This is a genomic window from uncultured Flavobacterium sp. (assembly GCF_963974175.1).
Taxonomy (GTDB): Bacteria; Bacteroidota; Bacteroidia; order Flavobacteriales; family Flavobacteriaceae; genus Flavobacterium.
Genome location: NZ_CAXBBR010000006.1, coordinates 200,401 through 217,999 on the forward strand (window position 1 = coordinate 200,401; position 17,599 = coordinate 217,999).

Below are 17,599 nucleotides of genomic sequence, written 5' to 3' on the forward strand. Positions count from 1 at the left end.
CCCTCACGATAGCTATCGGGATTGGAGGGGGTTGGGGAGAGGAATAAAAGTATTGAACATGATTAAAACAGATATCCTTATAATAGGAGCCGGTCCAACTGGTTTATTTGCCGTTTTTGAAGCAGGATTATTAAAGTTAAAATGCCATATATTAGATGCATTGCCACAAGTAGGAGGTCAACTTTCAGAGCTATATCCTAAAAAACCCATCTACGATATCCCAGGATTTCCAGAGGTTTTAGCTGGGGATTTAGTAGATAATCTAATGGAACAAATCAAGCAATTCGAACCTGGTTTTACCTTAGGAGAACGTGCTGAAACAATAGACAAACAAGAAGACGGAAGTTTCATTGTCACCTCTAATAAAGGGACACGAATTCATGCTGCAGTTGTTGCTATTGCAGGTGGTTTGGGAAGTTTTGAGCCTAGAAAACCACTAATTGATGGGATCAATTTTTATGAAGACAAAGGGATCAAATACTTTATCAAAAACCCAGAGAAATTCAGAGATAAAAAAGTCGTTATTGCTGGTGGTGGAGATTCTGCTTTAGACTGGAGTATCTTCCTTTCTAATGTTGCTTCTGAAGTAACTTTGGTTCATAGAAGAAATGAATTTAGAGGAGCATTAGATTCTGTAGAAAAAGTGCAGGAACTAAAAGATGCAGGGAAAATTAGATTGATCACGCCTGCAGAGGTAGTAGGATTAAACGGAGCAGAACATATAGAGTCAATCGATCTTGATGAAAATGGAGCACACCGTACTATTCCATGTGATTACTTTATTCCGCTTTTTGGTCTTACGCCAAAATTAGGTCCAATAGGAAACTGGGGATTAGAAATAGAAAAAAATGCTATCAAGGTAAATAATGCTTTGGATTATCAAACCAATATTCCGGGGATTTTCGCCATTGGTGATGTAAATACCTATCCAGGAAAATTAAAGTTGATTCTTTGTGGTTTCCACGAAGCAACATTAATGTGTCAGGCAGCATACCAAATTATCAATCCAGGTAAACGTTATGTACTAAAATACACAACAGTTTCTGGAGTTGATGGATTTGACGGAACTCGTAAAGAAGCTCCAAAAGCAGTGGTTAAAGCCATTGTGTAACAATTCGAATCAAATCAAATAAAAAAATATAGCGTTAATACTTGCAAGTGTTAGCGCTATATCTTTTCTTTGCAGTGTTCCTATATTTATTGATCGTTATCACGAAAGGCGGAGGGAAAGACCCGATGAAACCTTAGCAACCCTTTATCTTATAAAGAAGGTGCTACATTCTACTTTATGCTGAATTTGTTTCAGTATCTAAGATAGATAACACAAGAATACTTCCATAGTATTTCTCAAACCTTTTCTTGACAACATATCGATTTTTTTTAGAGCGAATGATTGGTGCCTTTTTGCCATCATCCTTCCTGCTGTGCGCTATATCTTTTATTCTGAACCTCAGACTAAAAGGATGTCGCTTCCATCAGGGCTAAAAAATTTATATAGTGAGCTTTTGTAATTATTAATCAAAAGTAGAGATCTCAATTACGATTGTGATTTTCAAGAAATAAAAATTTATGTCAAGCATTCACGAAGCCATTAAAAAAAACATACTCATTCTCGATGGAGCCATGGGAACTATGTTGCAACGCTATAATTTCTCTGAAGAAGATTTCCGTGGAGAGCGTTTCAAAGATTTTCCACATTCCTTAAAAGGAAACAACGATTTATTATCACTCACACAGCCACAAGCGATAAAAGCAGTTCATGCTGCTTATTTTGAGGCCGGAGCTGATATTGTTGAAACCAATACGTTCTCAGGAACGACTATCGGAATGGCCGATTATCATTTGGAAGACATTGTTTATGAATTGAACTACGAATCGGCAAAAATTGCCCGTGAAGTAGCCGATGAATGGACAGCTAAAAATCCAGACAAACCTCGTTTTGTAGCCGGTTCAATAGGACCAACAAACAGAACCGCAAGTATGTCACCAGACGTAAATGATCCGGGATATAGAGCGGTAACTTTTGACGATTTGCGTATTGCATACAAGCAACAAGTAGAAGCATTAATTGATGGCGGAAGTGATTTATTATTGGTAGAAACTATTTTCGATACACTAAATGCCAAAGCTGCCCTTTTTGCCATCGAAGAAGTCAAAGACGAACGTAATATCGATATTCCAATCATGGTTTCGGGAACGATTACTGATGCGTCAGGAAGAACACTTTCTGGACAAACGGTAGAAGCTTTCTTAGTTTCGGTTTCACATATTCCCTTGTTGAGTGTAGGTTTTAATTGTGCTCTTGGAGCCGATTTATTGAAACCGTATTTACAGACTTTGTCACAAAATACTTCATTCAATGTTTCAGCGCATCCTAATGCAGGATTGCCAAATGCCTTTGGAGAATACGACGAAACACCAGCCGAAATGCAATCGCAAATCAAAACTTACCTAGACGATAATTTAGTAAACATCATTGGTGGTTGTTGCGGAACAACACCAGAACATATCAAATTGATTGCTGATATCGCTAAGGATTACAGACCAAGAGTATCAACAGCAACAATGTAAAAATGTAAAGACGCGATTTATCGGGTCTATATTATAGCCACAAATTCACAAAAAAAGTGAATCTGTAGAAAACAACAATAAAATGGCACAAGCAGAAACTAGAAGAAACCTTGTATTATCGGGATTAGAGCCTTTAATCATTACGCCAGATAGCGTATTTGTGAATATTGGGGAACGTACCAACGTAACGGGTTCTAGAAAATTCCTTCGATTAATTAAGGAAGAAAAATACGAAGAGGCACTGAGCATCGCAAAGGAGCAAGTGGAAGGTGGCGCACAAATCATCGATATTAATATGGATGAAGGAATGCTGGATGGCGAATATGCCATGACAAAATTCTTGAATTTAATTGCGGCTGAACCAGATATTTCTCGTGTGCCTATCATGATTGATAGTTCAAAATGGGATATTATCGAGGCAGGACTTAAGGTTGTGCAAGGAAAAAGTGTCGTAAATTCGATTTCGTTGAAAGAAGGTGAAGAACAATTTATCCATCATGCTAAATTGATCAAGCGCTACGGTGCTGCAGCAATTATCATGGCTTTTGATGAGGTAGGACAAGCTGATAATTACGATCGTCGAGTAGAAATATGCCAACGTTCGTATGATATTTTGGTAAACAAAGTGGGTTTTCCTCCACAGGATATTATTTTCGATTTGAATATATTTCCAGTCGCAACAGGAATGGAAGAACACCGCTTGAATGCTTTGGATTTCTTTAGAGGAACCAAATGGGTTCGCGAAAATTTACCTCATGCACATATTAGTGGAGGAGTAAGTAATGTTTCATTCTCGTTTAGAGGAAATGATACGGTTAGGGAAGCGATGCATTCGGTTTTCTTGTATCATGCAATTCAAAACGGAATGACGATGGGAATCGTAAATCCAGAAATGCTTTCTATTTATGACGAAATTCCAAAAGATTTATTGGAACGCGTTGAAGATGTAATTCTGAATAGAAGAGACGATGCTACTGAAAGGTTATTGGATTTTGCTGAAAACGTAAAGGGAGATGTAAAGAGTAATGAAAAGGCAATTCAAGAATGGCGCTCGGGAACTATACAGGAACGATTGACACATTCATTGGTAAAGGGAGTTGATGAATTTATTCTTTTAGATATTGAAGAAGCCCGACTTGCAGCTTCAAAACCTATCGAGGTTATCGAAATTAACTTGATGACAGGAATGAATGTAGTTGGAGATTTATTTGGTTCAGGGAAAATGTTTTTGCCGCAAGTGGTAAAATCGGCACGTGTGATGAAAAAAGCCGTGGCTTACCTTTTGCCTTTTATAGAAGAGAGTAAGCAGGCTGGTGACAAACAAGGGAATGGTAAAATCTTGATGGCAACGGTAAAAGGAGATGTACATGATATAGGTAAAAATATTGTTTCCGTGGTGTTAGCTTGTAATAACTATGAGATTGTAGATTTAGGGGTTATGGTGCCTCCCGAAAAAATTATTGCAGCCGCGATAGAGCATAATGTAGATATTATTGGTTTAAGTGGTTTGATTACACCTTCACTTGATGAAATGGTTTATCTCGCTAAGGAATTAGATAAAAAAGGGATGAAAATTCCAATAATGATAGGTGGAGCAACAACATCGCGGGCGCACACTGCCGTTAAAATTGCACCTCAATATAGAGAAACAGTAATTCATGTAAATGATGCTTCGAGAGCTGTAACGGTGGCTGGAAGTTTGTTAAACAAGGATAAAAAAATATACGCAAGTGATATTAGAGCAGAATATGATGCGTTTAGAGAAACGTTTTTGAACCGTTCGCGCGACAAAAATTTCTTGACTATTGAACAAGCTCGTAAAAATAAATTACAATTGGATTGGGAGAATTTTACTCCTGTGAAACCAAATATAATTGGAGAGCAAGTAATCGAAGTAGAATTGGACGTACTGGTTCCTTATATTGACTGGACGCCGTTTTTTAGAACTTGGGAATTGTTTGGGAAATATCCAGCGATTTTAACTGACAATGTAGTTGGTGAACAAGCGACTTCAGTTTTTGCGGATGCACAAGAAATGTTAGCGGTTATTTTGAAAGAAAAGAAACTGACTGCTAAAGGTATCTACGGAATTTTCCCTGCAAATCAAGTCAACGATGATGATATTGAATTAACGGATGAGAACGGAAAACCATTACAGACTTTCTTGACGTTGCGCCAACAATCTCAAAAAACTAAAGGTGCACCAAATATTGCATTGTCTGATTTTATTGCTCCAAAAGACAATGGGAAGGTGGATTATATGGGGGCTTTTTGTGTAACTACTGGTTTTGGAGTTGATGAATGGGCGGCTGAGTTTGAAAAAGATTTAGACGATTATAATTCGATTATGGTAAAAGCATTAGCGGACCGTTTTGCAGAAGCTTTCGCTGAATACTTGCACGAAAAAATACGTAAAGAAATTTGGGGTTATTCTGCAGATGAAAACATGAGTACTGAAGCAATGATTGCTGAGGAGTACAAAGGAATTCGTCCAGCTCCAGGTTATCCGGCTTGTCCAGACCATTTAGAAAAACCTACGATTTGGAAATTACTAAATGTCGAAAAAGAAATAGGAGTAACCTTGACGGAGAGTATGGCGATGTGGCCAGCGTCATCGGTTTCTGGATATTATTTTGGAAATCCACAAAGTAAGTATTTCGGGCTTGGGAAAATAAAAGAAGATCAAGTGATTGATTACGCCAAGCGAAGAAGTATCTCTACAGATACAGCAACGAAATGGTTGAGTCCTAATATAGCAGACTAGAAGAATCTTGTTTCAAGTTGAAATTTGTTTAAAGTTTAAAGTTTAAAGTTGTTCAAGAGAACCTTAAACCTTAAACCTTAAACTTCAAACTAAAAAAAATGAAAGTAACACAACATATAGAAGGCGCAAAAGGAGAAACATTATTCTCATTTGAAATCATTCCGCCTCAAAAAGGGAAAGGTATTCAGGAATTATACGATAATATTGATCCGCTAATGGATTTCAAACCGCCATTTATTGATGTAACTACGTCTCGTGAAGAATTTATTTATGTGGATAAAGGTAATGGTTTATTAGATAAAAAACTAACCAGAATGCGTCCTGGTACTTTGGGTATTTGTGCTTCGATAAAACATAAATACAATGTAGATACTGTGCCTCACGTACTTTGCGGTGGTTTTACAAAGGAAGAAACAGAGTATTTATTGGTAGATTGTCATTATTTAGGAATCAATAATGTGATGGCATTGCGCGGTGATGCGATGAAAGACGAACAGTCTTTTGTAGCGAAACCGGGGGGTAATAATTATGCTGTAGACTTGGTTCAGCAAATCAATCTATTAAATGAAGGGAAGTATTTGCATGATGTGATGCACATCGACAACAAAGCTAATTTTTGTATTGGTGTGGCAGGATATCCAGAGAAACATTTAGAATCTCCGTCATTGATTTCCGATTTAAAAAGGCTGAAAGAAAAGGTAGATGCTGGTGCTGATTATGTGGTTACACAAATGTTTTTTGACAATTCAAAATATTTTGAGTTTGTTGCTAAAGCACGTGAAATGGGAATCACTGTCCCTATTATTCCGGGAATTAAACCACTTGCAGTACAAAGACACTTACAAATCTTACCTCAAATTTTCCGTATTGATTTACCAGAAGATTTGATCGAAGCAGTAGACAAATGCAAAACAAATGCTGACGTAAAACAAGTAGGTATCGAATGGGCAATTCAACAATCACTTGAACTTAAAGCGGCAGGCGTTCCTGTTTTGCATTATTATTCTATGGGAAAATCGGAAAATATTCGACAAATCGCCAGTAAGGTTTTTTAATTGGCGATGAATTAATTGCGTTGTCACGCAGGAGTTAATTGGGTTGGATTAAATTTTATTTTGGAGGAAGATTTTTAAAGGCTTATATTTGATTATAAACAAATATAAAAACGCTGATATGAAATCATATATTTACTTCCTATTTATTTTTTTAATTACACTGACATCTTGTAAAGATGAAAGTATAAAACAGGTCGATAGTAGAGCAACAAATGTTATGCCTTTTTATCAAAATGTTACTCCAGTTGCTGATCCGGCAGTTGCGCCAGCTGTGAATCAACAGACAGCTTCAACGGCTGCTACAGGAATGAATCCACAACACGGTCAGGCAGGGCATCGTTGTGATATCGCGGTTGGTGCTCCGCTAAATTCTCCGGTTGCAGCCGCAGCAAATAGTACAGCTACACCACAAAACATTCAACCTCAGGTTACTCCTGCGACTACTTATACTGTAAATAATGCTGCAGCTTCGGCACCAGCGACACCAACAGCTGAAGGAATGAATCCGCCACATGGACAAGAAAATCACAGATGTGATATTGCAGTGGGCGCACCTTTAGATAGTAAGTAATTGTTATTTTGATCTAAAGCAAATAATAAAGCTCGTTTAAAGTTTCCCGTTTCGGGGATTTAAACGAGCTTTTTTCTATTTTAAATAAGTTGTAAAGACTTTGGACTGAATACTAAAAAAACGAATCACTGTACATTACTTCTTAGTGATTTCCCTAAAAACAGCTTCCAGGTTTTTATTCTTTTGATTAAGCTGTAGCGTTTTTAAACCATTGGCAGTAGCGAAATCAAAGACTGCCGGGCGCATGTCTTTGTCTGCTAGGAAAGTCAATTCCCAAATCATGTCATGTGTATTTTTATAGGAAGTAAGGTTTTCTATTTTGGCAATAGCCTGTTCCTCTATTTTATAATCAAATTCTACTTCGATTACTTGTTCTTTATCGGCAGAGATTAAATGATCCAGTTTTTTATCGGCTACGATTTTTCCGTTATTGATGATTATGACACGGTCGCAAATCGCTTCCACTTCCTGCATGATGTGCGTGGAAAGAAAAACAGTTTTGTCTTTACCGGCATTTTTGATAACGTTACGTATTTCGATCAATTGATTTGGGTCTAAACCAGTAGTTGGTTCGTCTAGAATCAAAACATCGGGATTGTGCAGCAAAGCATTAGCAAGTCCTACACGTTGACGGTATCCTTTAGATAGTTGCCCTATTTTTTTATGACTTTCGGCAGTTAGACCAGTCATTTGTAATACTTCTTCGATACGAGGTTTGGCAACTTTATAGATATCGGCATTAAATGCTAAATATTCTCTCACATACAAATCCAAATACAACGGATTATGTTCCGGCAAATAGCCAATAGAAAGTTGTACCGCTTTTTGAACTGAGGCTACATCGTGACCATTCACTAAGGCAGTACCTTCATCGGCAGCAATATAAGTAGTCAGTATTTTCATTAAAGTAGATTTTCCTGCTCCATTCGGACCTAAGAAACCAACTATTTCTCCTTTTTTTACAGAAAATGAAATATTGTCTAATGCCTTTTGGGCACCATAACTTTTAGATATATTATTTACTTCTATTGACATGACGTAGTATTTGTTGCAAAAGTAAACAGAAAAAAAGTATCCTTTATTATTTTTCGCAAGACAATATGTAAAAATGTATTCACAGTATTGAGTTTTTGAAAATTTGAACTGTTTTTGTTAATTAGATTGATATATTTATAAAAATTTAAAAATTGTATAGGGTATGAGCAAAGTAACTAATGATTCGGGTAGTTTATTTAAAACTTATAGTAGTATCATATGGCTCCTTTGCGGGATTACAGCAGGGAGTATACTGGGCTTGGTTTTTGGTAAAGATGTAGAAATTATAAAGCCATTAGGAGATATATTTTTGAATTTATTGTTTACCGCAATTATTCCGTTGATTTTCTTTACGATTGCATCGTCCATTGCGAGTCTTGAGAAATCAGAAAAATTAGGAAAGCTTTTTGTAATTGTAATTGGGGTGTTTTTAAGCACCGTAGTTATTTCGGCAATATTGATGATGATTGGCGTATTGCTTTTTCCTATTCATCAGGATATTATTATTTCTAAAATTCCATTAGAAAGTATGCAGAGTGCGAGCCCGGGATCCCAAATCACACAATTGCTAACCGCTAATGATTTTTATGAATTGCTTTCTCGCAAAAGTATGTTGGCATTAATTATCTTTTCTTTCTTAATAGGTTTTGCAAGTTTGCGTTCTGGAGAAAAAGGCACCAGCTTTAGAAGCTTTCTAAGTTCAGGGGATGAGGTGATGAAACAATTGCTACATCTGATAATGAAAACGGCTCCAATAGGACTGGGTGCATACTTCGCTTATCAAGTAGGGATTTTTGGTCCTCAATTGTTTGGTGCATACGCGAAGCCATTGGGTCTTTATTATGCAGTTTGTGCTTTTTACTTTGTAGTTTTCTTTAGTCTTTACGCGTTTATTGCAGGAGGAACAAATGGATTGAAAGTGTTTTGGAGTAATAATATTACGCCTGCTTTAACCGCTCTAGGAACTTGCAGTAGTATTGCCACCATTCCTGCCAACCTGGAAGCGACAGAAAAAATGCACATACCAACACATATCAGGAATATCGCAGTCCCACTGGGAGCTCCCTTGCACAAAGACGGTTCCAGTATGTCATCAATTATAAAGATTGCCGTGATTTTTGCTATGTTCGGAAAAGATTTTACCGACCCACATAATTTGCTAATTGCATTAGGGATTACAATAATAGTTTCAGTAGTTGAGGGCGGAATTCCAAATGGCGGATACATAGGGGAGATTCTTGCTATTACTATTTATGGTTTTCCAATGGAGCAGGCTTTACCGGCAGCCATGATTGTTGGAACTTTAGTAGATCCGATGGCGACGCTATTGAATGCTAATGGCGACGTAGTTTCGGCGATGTTAATTACCCGAATTTCGGAAGGGAAAAAATGGCTTTCGAATACATTAACTACATAATCTGTTTTTGAAAATTTAATTCAAACAAAAGCAGCTGTTTTTGTTATGGAACGTGTTTATACGCAGTTGCTTAAAAGCTATTTTACACTATGTTTATTGACTATTATGTAATTAATAAGTAGTTTTAGAGAGAATTCCTTTTTTGTTTGGTAAAATCTGTGTTTTTTTTTGGTGGGCTCGAAATAATTTATACATTCGCATAGAATTAATACACACACAACACAAAGCATACCATGTTAAACAACCGATTTTATTTTAGCAATACTTATTATTTCTTCTGGAAAGAGGGTAGGGATTGTCGTATGGTTATTTAATTAGAAAATTAAATTGATAATTATAAATATACAATCCCGATGAAAATCGGGATTTTTTTTTGCTTAAAAGTTTGTTATATGAATGCAAAAATTGCAATACAGGGTATAAAAGGTTCTTTTCATCATCAGGTGGCACAAGAATATTACGAAAGCGATGTAGTAGTAGACGAGTGTTTGTCTTTTGAAGAATTAGTAGATAGCTTGCTGTCAGGCAGATCAGAGCAGGCGGTTATGGCAATAGAAAATTCAATTGCAGGGCCTATTATTCCAAATTACGCTTTAATAGACAAACATAATTTACATATAATAGGCGAGCATTATTTAAGGATTCATCAAAATTTGATGGCGCTTAAAGGGCAAAAAATAGAAGATATAGTGGAAGTGCATTCACATCCAATGGCTTTATTACAATGTATGGATTTCTTTAAAAAATATCCAAACATAAAATTAGTTGAAGATAAAGATACTGCTGAAACAGCCCGCAGAATTCAGGAAAAACAATTGAAAGGGATAGCGGCAATTGCTAGTGTAACGGCCTCTGAAATGTATGATTTGGAAATTTTAGCTCCAGAAATTCAGACGATAAAAAACAACATGACCCGTTTTGTAATTATTAAAAAAGAAAATTCATTTCTGGCTGAAGAAGATATTAATAGAGCTTCTTTGAAATTTGAACTGGATCATAAACGAGGTAGTCTGGCAGCAGTGCTAAATGTCATGAGTGATTGCAAGATGAATTTAACAAAGATTCAATCCTTGCCAAAAATTGAAACGCCTTGGAAATATTCTTTTTTTGTGGATGTTACATTCGAAAAGTATGCTGACTATGCAAAAACAAAATCGCTATTAGAAATTATGGCAGAATACTTTAAAGTGTTAGGGGAATATAAAAATACGAAACCATAAATTTCGACGGAATGCAAGGTAAACGATAAGAAAAATATAAAGTTCCCATTTTCCAGAAATGGCTTGGGAAAGGAAAATACAAACAACATGATTCAAGCAGCGAAACGTTTAGACATAATTGAAGAATACTATTTCTCTTCTAAATTGAGAGAAGTACGACAATTAGCTTCAGAAGGGAAGCCGATTATCAATATGGGAATTGGAAGTCCGGATTTACATCCGTCACAATCTGTTATTGATGCTGTAAAACTGGCGATGGACGATGAAAACGCACATCAATACCAGAGTTATCAAGGATTGCCAGAATTGCGAAAAAGCATGGCTGATTTCTATCTTAATAATTATGACGTAGTCTTGAATCCTAATAATGAAATTTTGCCTTTGATGGGTTCTAAAGAGGGAATCATGCACATCTCACTTGCTTTTTTAAATGAAGGAGATGAAGTTTTGATTCCGAATCCGGGATATCCAACGTACACTTCAGTAACAAATTTAGTGGGAGCGGTGCCTGTTTATTATGATTTAAAAGAGAATACGAATTGGGAACCTGACTTTGAAGCTTTAGAAAAATTAGATTTAACTAAGGTAAAAATCATGTGGATTGGTTATCCTCATATGCCAACAGGTGCTAGAGGGAGCGTCGCTTTATTTGAAAAGTTAGTGGCTTTCGCCAAAAAACATGAGATATTGTTGATTAATGACAATCCGTATAGTTTTGTTTTAAATGACAGACCGATGAGTTTGTTGCAGGTTGCAGGAGCTAAAGAGGTAGCTTTAGAACTCAACTCCTTGAGTAAAACCTTTAACATGGCCGGTTGGAGAGTAGGAATGGTTTTAGGAAATGCAGAAGCTATTGACGCTATTCTAAAAGTGAAAAGCAATATGGACAGCGGTATGTTTTTTGGAATTCAAAAGGGAGCGATCGCTGCATTGAATAGCGATAAGTCTTGGTTTGACTCGATGAATGTAATCTATAAGAAACGCCGCATTTTGACGGAGCAGTTAGCCGAAAAGTTAGGTTGCAAAGTATACAAAGAGGGAGTTGGCTTATTTGTTTGGGCTAAATTACCAAAAGGAATAGCATCGGCAGAAAAGTTTATTGATCAGATTTTACAGGAAAAATATATTTTTATTACACCAGGAACTATTTTTGGAAGTAATGGAGAAGGATATATTCGCTTTGCATTATGTGTGAAAGAAGAAAAAGTACAGGAAGCAATTGATAGATTTTAATTAAATGAAAATTTACATAATAGGAATAGGATTAATAGGTGGTTCGATGGCATTAGACATCAAAACCTTGCACCCAGATGCTACCGTCTACGGAATTGATAGCAATGAAAAGCATTTAGAGGAAGCACTAGTTTTGGGAGTTGTAGACGCAGCGGCTTCAATGGATAATCTGTCAGATGCAGATTTTGTAATTCTATCGGTTCCGGTAGATGTTGCATTGACTGTGCTGCCAAAAGTTTTGGATGTAATTGGAGATAATAGCATTGTTTTTGAAGTAGGTTCGACAAAAGCGCCTATTTGTGAAGCGGTAGCAAATCATCCTAAAAGGAGAAATTTCATCGCGACACATCCTATTGCAGGAACTGAGTTTTCAGGACCATCCGCAGCAATAAAAGGGTTGTTTGAAGGAAAAACCAATATCATCTGTGAAGTAGAGCGTACCGCATTTAAATTACAGGAAAAGGCATTGGAGCTTTTTAAAGCAATTGGAATGAGAATACGTTATATGGATCCAAAAGCGCATGACAAACATATTGCTTATGTCTCTCATTTGTCTCATATAAGTGCTTTTATGTTAGGTAAAACGGTAATAAATAAAGAAAAACACGAGCAGGATATATTTGACATGGCAGGTTCAGGGTTTGAAAGTACCGTTCGTCTGGCCAAAAGTTCACCGGCGATGTGGACGCCTATTTTTAAACAGAATAAGGTACAGGTAATAGAGACTTTAGAAGAGTATATTTCAAATCTTACTCAATTCAAAGATTTGTTGATAAAGGAAGATTATAATGCCATTTTTGAAGAAATGGAAAGCGTGAATAGAATAAAAGAAATTTTGAATGGTATGAATGTAAAAAAGTAATTCCTATTCAAATTAAAGTTAAGAACAAAAGAACAACACAAAAAAATAATAAAATAAATAATTAGAAAAGATGGAAAACAAGAAAGAAATGAGAAATTGGTTGAATGAATTTAATTTAACTCATCCATTTGTGATTGCAGGACCTTGTAGTGCTGAAACAGAAGATCAAGTATTGAAAATTGCTCATGAATTGAAAGATTCAGACGTTAGTGTTTTTAGAGCAGGTATATGGAAACCAAGAACTCGTCCAGGAGGGTTTGAAGGTGTTGGAGAAATTGGATTAAAATGGTTGCAAAAAGCAAAAGCTGAAACTGGTTTATTGATGGGGACTGAGGTAGCAACTTCTGCGCACTGTAAATTAGCTTTAGAGCATGATATTGATGTATTATGGGTTGGAGCTCGTACAACGGCAAATCCATTTGCAGTTCAAGAAATTGCAGATACGTTGAAAGGAACTGATAAAATCGTTTTAATCAAAAACCCAGTAAATCCAGATATGGCTTTATGGTTAGGTGGAGTAGAGCGTTTGTACAATGCAGGAATTAAAAACTTAGGTGTAATTCATAGAGGTTTTTCTACTTACGAAAAAACAAAATACAGAAACATTCCAGAATGGCAAATTGCTATTGAATTGCAAAATAAATTCCCTGATTTGCCTTTAATTATTGACCCATCTCATATCACAGGAAACCGTGAAATGATTCTTGAAGTAACACAAGAAGCTTTAGATTTAAATTATGACGGTATGATTATCGAAACTCATATAGATCCAGATAACGCTTGGAGTGATGCTGCGCAACAAGTAACTCCCGACGCTTTGAAACAAATTTTCAAAGATTTGAAAGTTAGAAAAGTAAATGATGCTTCGGATGAGTTTACCAATAAAATGACAAAATTAAGAGCAAATATTGATGTTCTTGATGCTAACTTATTAGAGTTATTAGGAAAAAGAATGAAAATTGCTGACGAAATAGGTCAAGTAAAAAAAGACGCTAACGTGGCGGTATTGCAAAACAAACGTTGGAATGAAATTCTTGGAAAAATGATTCTAGAAGGAGAGAAAAAAGGACTTACTGAAGAGTTTGTGCTTAGAATGTTCAAAGCAATCCACCAAGAGAGTATTGGTCATCAAGACAAAGTACTTAATGCATAATTAATATTTAATTGTAATCGAATGAATCCCCACTTTTTAAAAAATTGTGGGGATTTTTTTATCTATGATTGTGTAGCGAGCAAAAACTTTACACTTCATACTTTAAACCTGAAACAAAGAATTATCTTTGCAAAGCATTTATAAGTGCTTAAAGGCATATTGGACGCCGAATATCGTAAATAATAAAAATGACAGGACTCGTATATAAATCTACAGGAAGTTGGTACACCGTAAAATCAGAACAAGGCGATTTTATTGAATGCCGTATGAAAGGGAAATTTCGTATCAAAGGAATTAAAAGTACCAATCCTATAGCTGTAGGGGATATTGTGGATTATGAACTGGAAGAATCTTCGGATACGGTAACAGGAACCATTCATAATATTCATGAAAGAAAGAATTATATCGTTCGAAAATCAGTGAACTTATCCCATCAGATGCATATTATTGCGTCTAATATTGATCGCGTTTTCCTTTTAGTTACCATAAACAATCCACCTACGACCTTCAATTTTATCGATCGGTTTTTAGTAACCGCTGAGGCATACGGAATAGAAACTATTTTAGTATTTAATAAAATAGATACTTTTGACGAAGCTACCTTGGATGAACAATTATACATGCAGCATGTGTATCAAGAAATTGGATACAAATGCCTTCGAGTTTCCTCTACAGAAATGAAGGGGATAGAAAAGTTGAAAGAAATGATGATTGGCAAAGTAAGTATGTTCTCAGGCCATTCTGGTGTAGGAAAATCAACTTTGGTTAATGCTATGGAACCTTCACTACATTTAAAAACAAAGACCATATCTGAAGCTAGTAAGCAAGGGCAACACACAACGACTTTTGCCGAAATGTATGATTTGTCTTTTGACGCCAGAATTATTGACACGCCTGGAATTAAAGGTTTTGGAGTGGTAGATATGGAGCCTGGAGAAATTAGTGGGTATTTTCCTGAATTTTTCAAATTGAAAGATCAGTGCAAATTTAATAACTGCGTGCACAAAGACGAACCAAAGTGTGCCGTAAAAGAAGCATTAGAAAAAGATGAAATAGCTTGGTCACGTTACAATAGTTATCTTAAACTGTTAGAAGGAGATGATGAAAATTATCGTACTGATATTCACAATGAAGATCGAGCAATAAGTGACGAAAATAGAAAATAGTAAAGACCTGATACATCAGATCTGTTTAAAATAATAAAATGAAAATCGTTCTCCAAAGAGTTTCTTCCGCATCTGTAACCATTGAAAATAAAGTAGTAGCCGACATTCAAAAAGGGCTGCTAATTTTAGTTGGTATTGAAGATACGGACGGTCAAGAAGATATTGACTGGCTAGTGGGGAAAATCACCAAAATCCGTGTTTTTGACGATGAGAATCATGTGATGAATTTATCCGTTCAGGATATCGACGGTGATATAATTGTAGTGAGTCAATTTACACTTCATGCCAGTACTAAAAAAGGCAATCGTCCTTCCTACATTAAAGCGGCAAAACCCGATATTGCCATTCCGCTTTATGAAAATTTCCTAAAAAAGCTTGACTTTGAGGTTGGAAAAAAAATACAAACTGGTGTTTTTGGGGCTGATATGAAAGTAAGTCTTTTAAATGACGGACCAGTGACTATAATTATAGACAGCAAAAACAGAGAGTAATCACTTGTTTATTGTAAGATTTATTCTATTTTTGAAAACCACGAATAATTAAAAAAATCCAAGAATAAAAATAAGGTGTTTGTCTTTGACGGACTTCACTTTATCAATGCGCCTATTTGGTAATTTTTTATACTCTCAAAATCCCCATGAAAATCAGAGTCCTACTATTAACTATTTTTGTTGGTATCACTTTCTCGTTAAAAGCGCAGAAGAATGAATATTCCATTTTGCTTATTTCTGACAGCTTAAAAGTGAATGCCAAGGCCGTCGTAAGGTTGAACCAAATTGATATTGTTATTTCCTCTCAACGAAATATGACTATCAGTACCAAAAGGGTTATTACAGTTTTAAATGAAAAAGGACTTTCGGCTATTGATGCCGTAGAGAATTACAATAAGAAAACTAGTGTCAAAGACATCGAAGCATATGTTTATGATGGCCTTGGAAACGAAGTAAAAAAAATTAAAAGAAAAGATTTTAAGGATCAAAGTGCAGTGGGTTCCAGTACCCTTTTTTCTGACAGTCGGTATGTTTATTTAGACTATACACCTACACAATATCCTTTTACGGTAGTTTATGAAAGTAAAATTGAAACTTCTAACACTGCTTTTATACCTCAATGGTATCCAGTATCTAACTTTTTTGTTAGTGTAGAAAAAAGTGTTCTAAATGTAGATTGTCCTCTAAATCTTGGATTTAAAAAAATGGAATTTAATTTTGAAAATTTCAATATCCAGAAAACAAATGATACACCAGCGCAATTGTCCTATACTGCAAGTAATATATTAGCTCAAAAACAAGAAGACTACAGTCCGGCATTTAGTGCTGTGTTACCTAAAGTAATGATGGCATTAGAATTATTTCATTTGGAAGATGTCGATGGATCTGCTAAAACGTGGAAGGAATTTGGTCAATGGTACTCTGATGAGATATTATCGGGAACCACTGTATTATCCGAAGAAACCAAAGCTAAAATGAGAACTCTTGTTGGGGAGGAAAAGGACCCTATTAGAAAAGCAAAATTGATTTATAGCTATGTTCAGCAAAAATCAAGATATGTTAGCATACAGGTAGGAATCGGCGGATGGAAACCTATGTATGCTAATGATGTTGATAGATTAGGCTATGGAGATTGTAAAGCTTTGACTAACTATACAAAAGCACTTTTAGAGGCAGTAGATGTTCCTTCCTATAATACAATTTTATACGGGGACAGTTATAAGAAAGATATTGAATCTGAATTTGTATCCATGCAAGGGAATCATATGATTTTAGCAATTCCAAATGGGAATAAATACACCTGGTTAGAATGTACAAGTCAAGATGATCCTTTTGGTTATCAGGGGACTTTTACTGATGATAGAAATGTTTTGGTAATAAAACCGGAGGGAGGGGAAATCGTCCGAACTAAATTATATGAAGACCGGGGTAATACTCAATTAAGTTCAGGTACCTATTCTTTGTCGAAAGAAGGCGATTTATTGGGAGAAATAAAAATAGTCTCCGAAGGATCGCAATACAATCAAAAAGCAATGCTGGAAAATCTTCAGCCCACAGAAAAAGAAGCACATTATAAAAAGTATTGGTCTAACATAAGTAATTTGAAAATTAATAAAACAGCCTTCTCTAATGACAAGGAGAACGTTAGATTAACTGAAAGAACTGAAATTAGCGCTGTGAATTATGGAAATATTTCAGGAGGTAAAATGATGTTTGCCTTAAATGCGTACAACCAGTATAATGGAAGCGTAAAAAGAATTAGAAATCGTAAGAATCCATTTGAAATTCAAAGAGGTTTTTCTGATGTCGATGAAATTACAATTGTATTGCCTCATGAATTTACGGTCGAATTTCTACCTAATAATTATGAGTTAAAAACCAAGTTTGGAGCATATAAAACCGAGTTTATAAAAGAAGACAATGGTTCTATACTATACAAACGCAGCTTGTTTATAAATAAAGGAATGTATTCAAATACAGAATATGACGAGTACCGAGTTTTTATAGAACAAGTTTCAAGAAATGATAATGCTAAAACCATATTAACCAAAATCTAAACCT

The 17,599-nt window shown here is 35.7% G+C and carries 14 protein-coding genes and 1 riboswitch; of the genes, 13 read left to right on the forward strand and 1 reads right to left on the reverse strand.

Annotated features, from left to right (window positions below; translation table 11 throughout):
- The first annotated feature begins 58 nt into the window (after positions 1-58).
- The 5 genes from AAC069_RS11630 to AAC069_RS11650 all read left to right on the forward strand — a co-directional run bounded on the left by AAC069_RS11630 (position 59) and on the right by AAC069_RS11650 (position 6,961).
- Complete coding sequence (locus AAC069_RS11630; RefSeq protein WP_339920636.1) at positions 59-1,111, forward strand: NAD(P)/FAD-dependent oxidoreductase; 1,053 nt, start codon at positions 59-61, stop codon at positions 1,109-1,111.
- Between the two features lie 93 nt (positions 1,112-1,204).
- Positions 1,205-1,325, forward strand: a riboswitch (SAM riboswitch).
- A gap of 244 nt (positions 1,326-1,569) precedes the next feature.
- Positions 1,570-2,571, forward strand: a complete 1,002-nt coding sequence (locus tag AAC069_RS11635; RefSeq protein ID WP_339920637.1) for a homocysteine S-methyltransferase family protein — start codon at positions 1,570-1,572, stop codon at positions 2,569-2,571.
- A gap of 43 nt (positions 2,572-2,614) precedes the next feature.
- Positions 2,615-5,335, forward strand: a complete 2,721-nt coding sequence (gene metH, locus AAC069_RS11640) for a methionine synthase (protein ID WP_339920680.1) — start codon at positions 2,615-2,617, stop codon at positions 5,333-5,335.
- A 98-nt stretch (positions 5,336-5,433) separates the two neighbouring features.
- Positions 5,434-6,390, forward strand: coding sequence for a methylenetetrahydrofolate reductase [NAD(P)H] (gene metF, locus AAC069_RS11645; RefSeq protein ID WP_339920638.1), 957 nt, complete (start codon positions 5,434-5,436; stop codon positions 6,388-6,390).
- 118 nt (positions 6,391-6,508) lie between these two features.
- Complete coding sequence (locus tag AAC069_RS11650; RefSeq protein WP_339920639.1) at positions 6,509-6,961, forward strand: hypothetical protein; 453 nt, start codon at positions 6,509-6,511, stop codon at positions 6,959-6,961.
- A 135-nt stretch (positions 6,962-7,096) separates the two neighbouring features.
- On the opposite strand, the gene gldA is transcribed toward AAC069_RS11650, so the two are convergent.
- A complete protein-coding gene (gldA, locus tag AAC069_RS11655; protein WP_339920640.1) occupies positions 7,097-7,996 on the reverse strand; it encodes a gliding motility-associated ABC transporter ATP-binding subunit GldA in 900 nt (299 codons plus the stop codon).
- 163 nt (positions 7,997-8,159) lie between these two features.
- Here gldA and AAC069_RS11660 point away from each other — a divergent pair, with 163 nt between their 5' ends.
- From AAC069_RS11660 to AAC069_RS11695, 8 genes are all read left to right on the forward strand, one after another.
- A complete protein-coding gene (locus AAC069_RS11660) occupies positions 8,160-9,413 on the forward strand; it encodes a dicarboxylate/amino acid:cation symporter (protein WP_339920641.1) in 1,254 nt (417 codons plus the stop codon).
- A 392-nt stretch (positions 9,414-9,805) separates the two neighbouring features.
- Positions 9,806-10,633, forward strand: a complete 828-nt coding sequence (locus AAC069_RS11665) for a prephenate dehydratase (RefSeq protein ID WP_339920642.1) — start codon at positions 9,806-9,808, stop codon at positions 10,631-10,633.
- Between the two features lie 87 nt (positions 10,634-10,720).
- Positions 10,721-11,866, forward strand: a complete 1,146-nt coding sequence (locus tag AAC069_RS11670) for an aminotransferase class I/II-fold pyridoxal phosphate-dependent enzyme (RefSeq protein WP_339920643.1) — start codon at positions 10,721-10,723, stop codon at positions 11,864-11,866.
- Between the two features lie 4 nt (positions 11,867-11,870).
- A complete protein-coding gene (locus AAC069_RS11675) occupies positions 11,871-12,728 on the forward strand; it encodes a prephenate dehydrogenase (protein WP_339920644.1) in 858 nt (285 codons plus the stop codon).
- 70 nt (positions 12,729-12,798) lie between these two features.
- A complete protein-coding gene (locus AAC069_RS11680) occupies positions 12,799-13,881 on the forward strand; it encodes a bifunctional 3-deoxy-7-phosphoheptulonate synthase/chorismate mutase type II (RefSeq protein ID WP_339920645.1) in 1,083 nt (360 codons plus the stop codon).
- A 188-nt stretch (positions 13,882-14,069) separates the two neighbouring features.
- Entirely contained in the window at positions 14,070-15,047 is a 978-nt protein-coding gene (rsgA, locus tag AAC069_RS11685; RefSeq protein ID WP_339920646.1) for a ribosome small subunit-dependent GTPase A, read from the forward strand.
- Positions 15,048-15,085: 38 nt separating this feature from the next.
- Entirely contained in the window at positions 15,086-15,538 is a 453-nt protein-coding gene (dtd, locus tag AAC069_RS11690; RefSeq protein ID WP_339920647.1) for a D-aminoacyl-tRNA deacylase, read from the forward strand.
- A gap of 146 nt (positions 15,539-15,684) precedes the next feature.
- Entirely contained in the window at positions 15,685-17,595 is a 1,911-nt protein-coding gene (locus tag AAC069_RS11695) for a DUF3857 domain-containing protein (protein ID WP_339920648.1), read from the forward strand.
- Positions 17,596-17,599 lie beyond the last annotated feature (4 nt).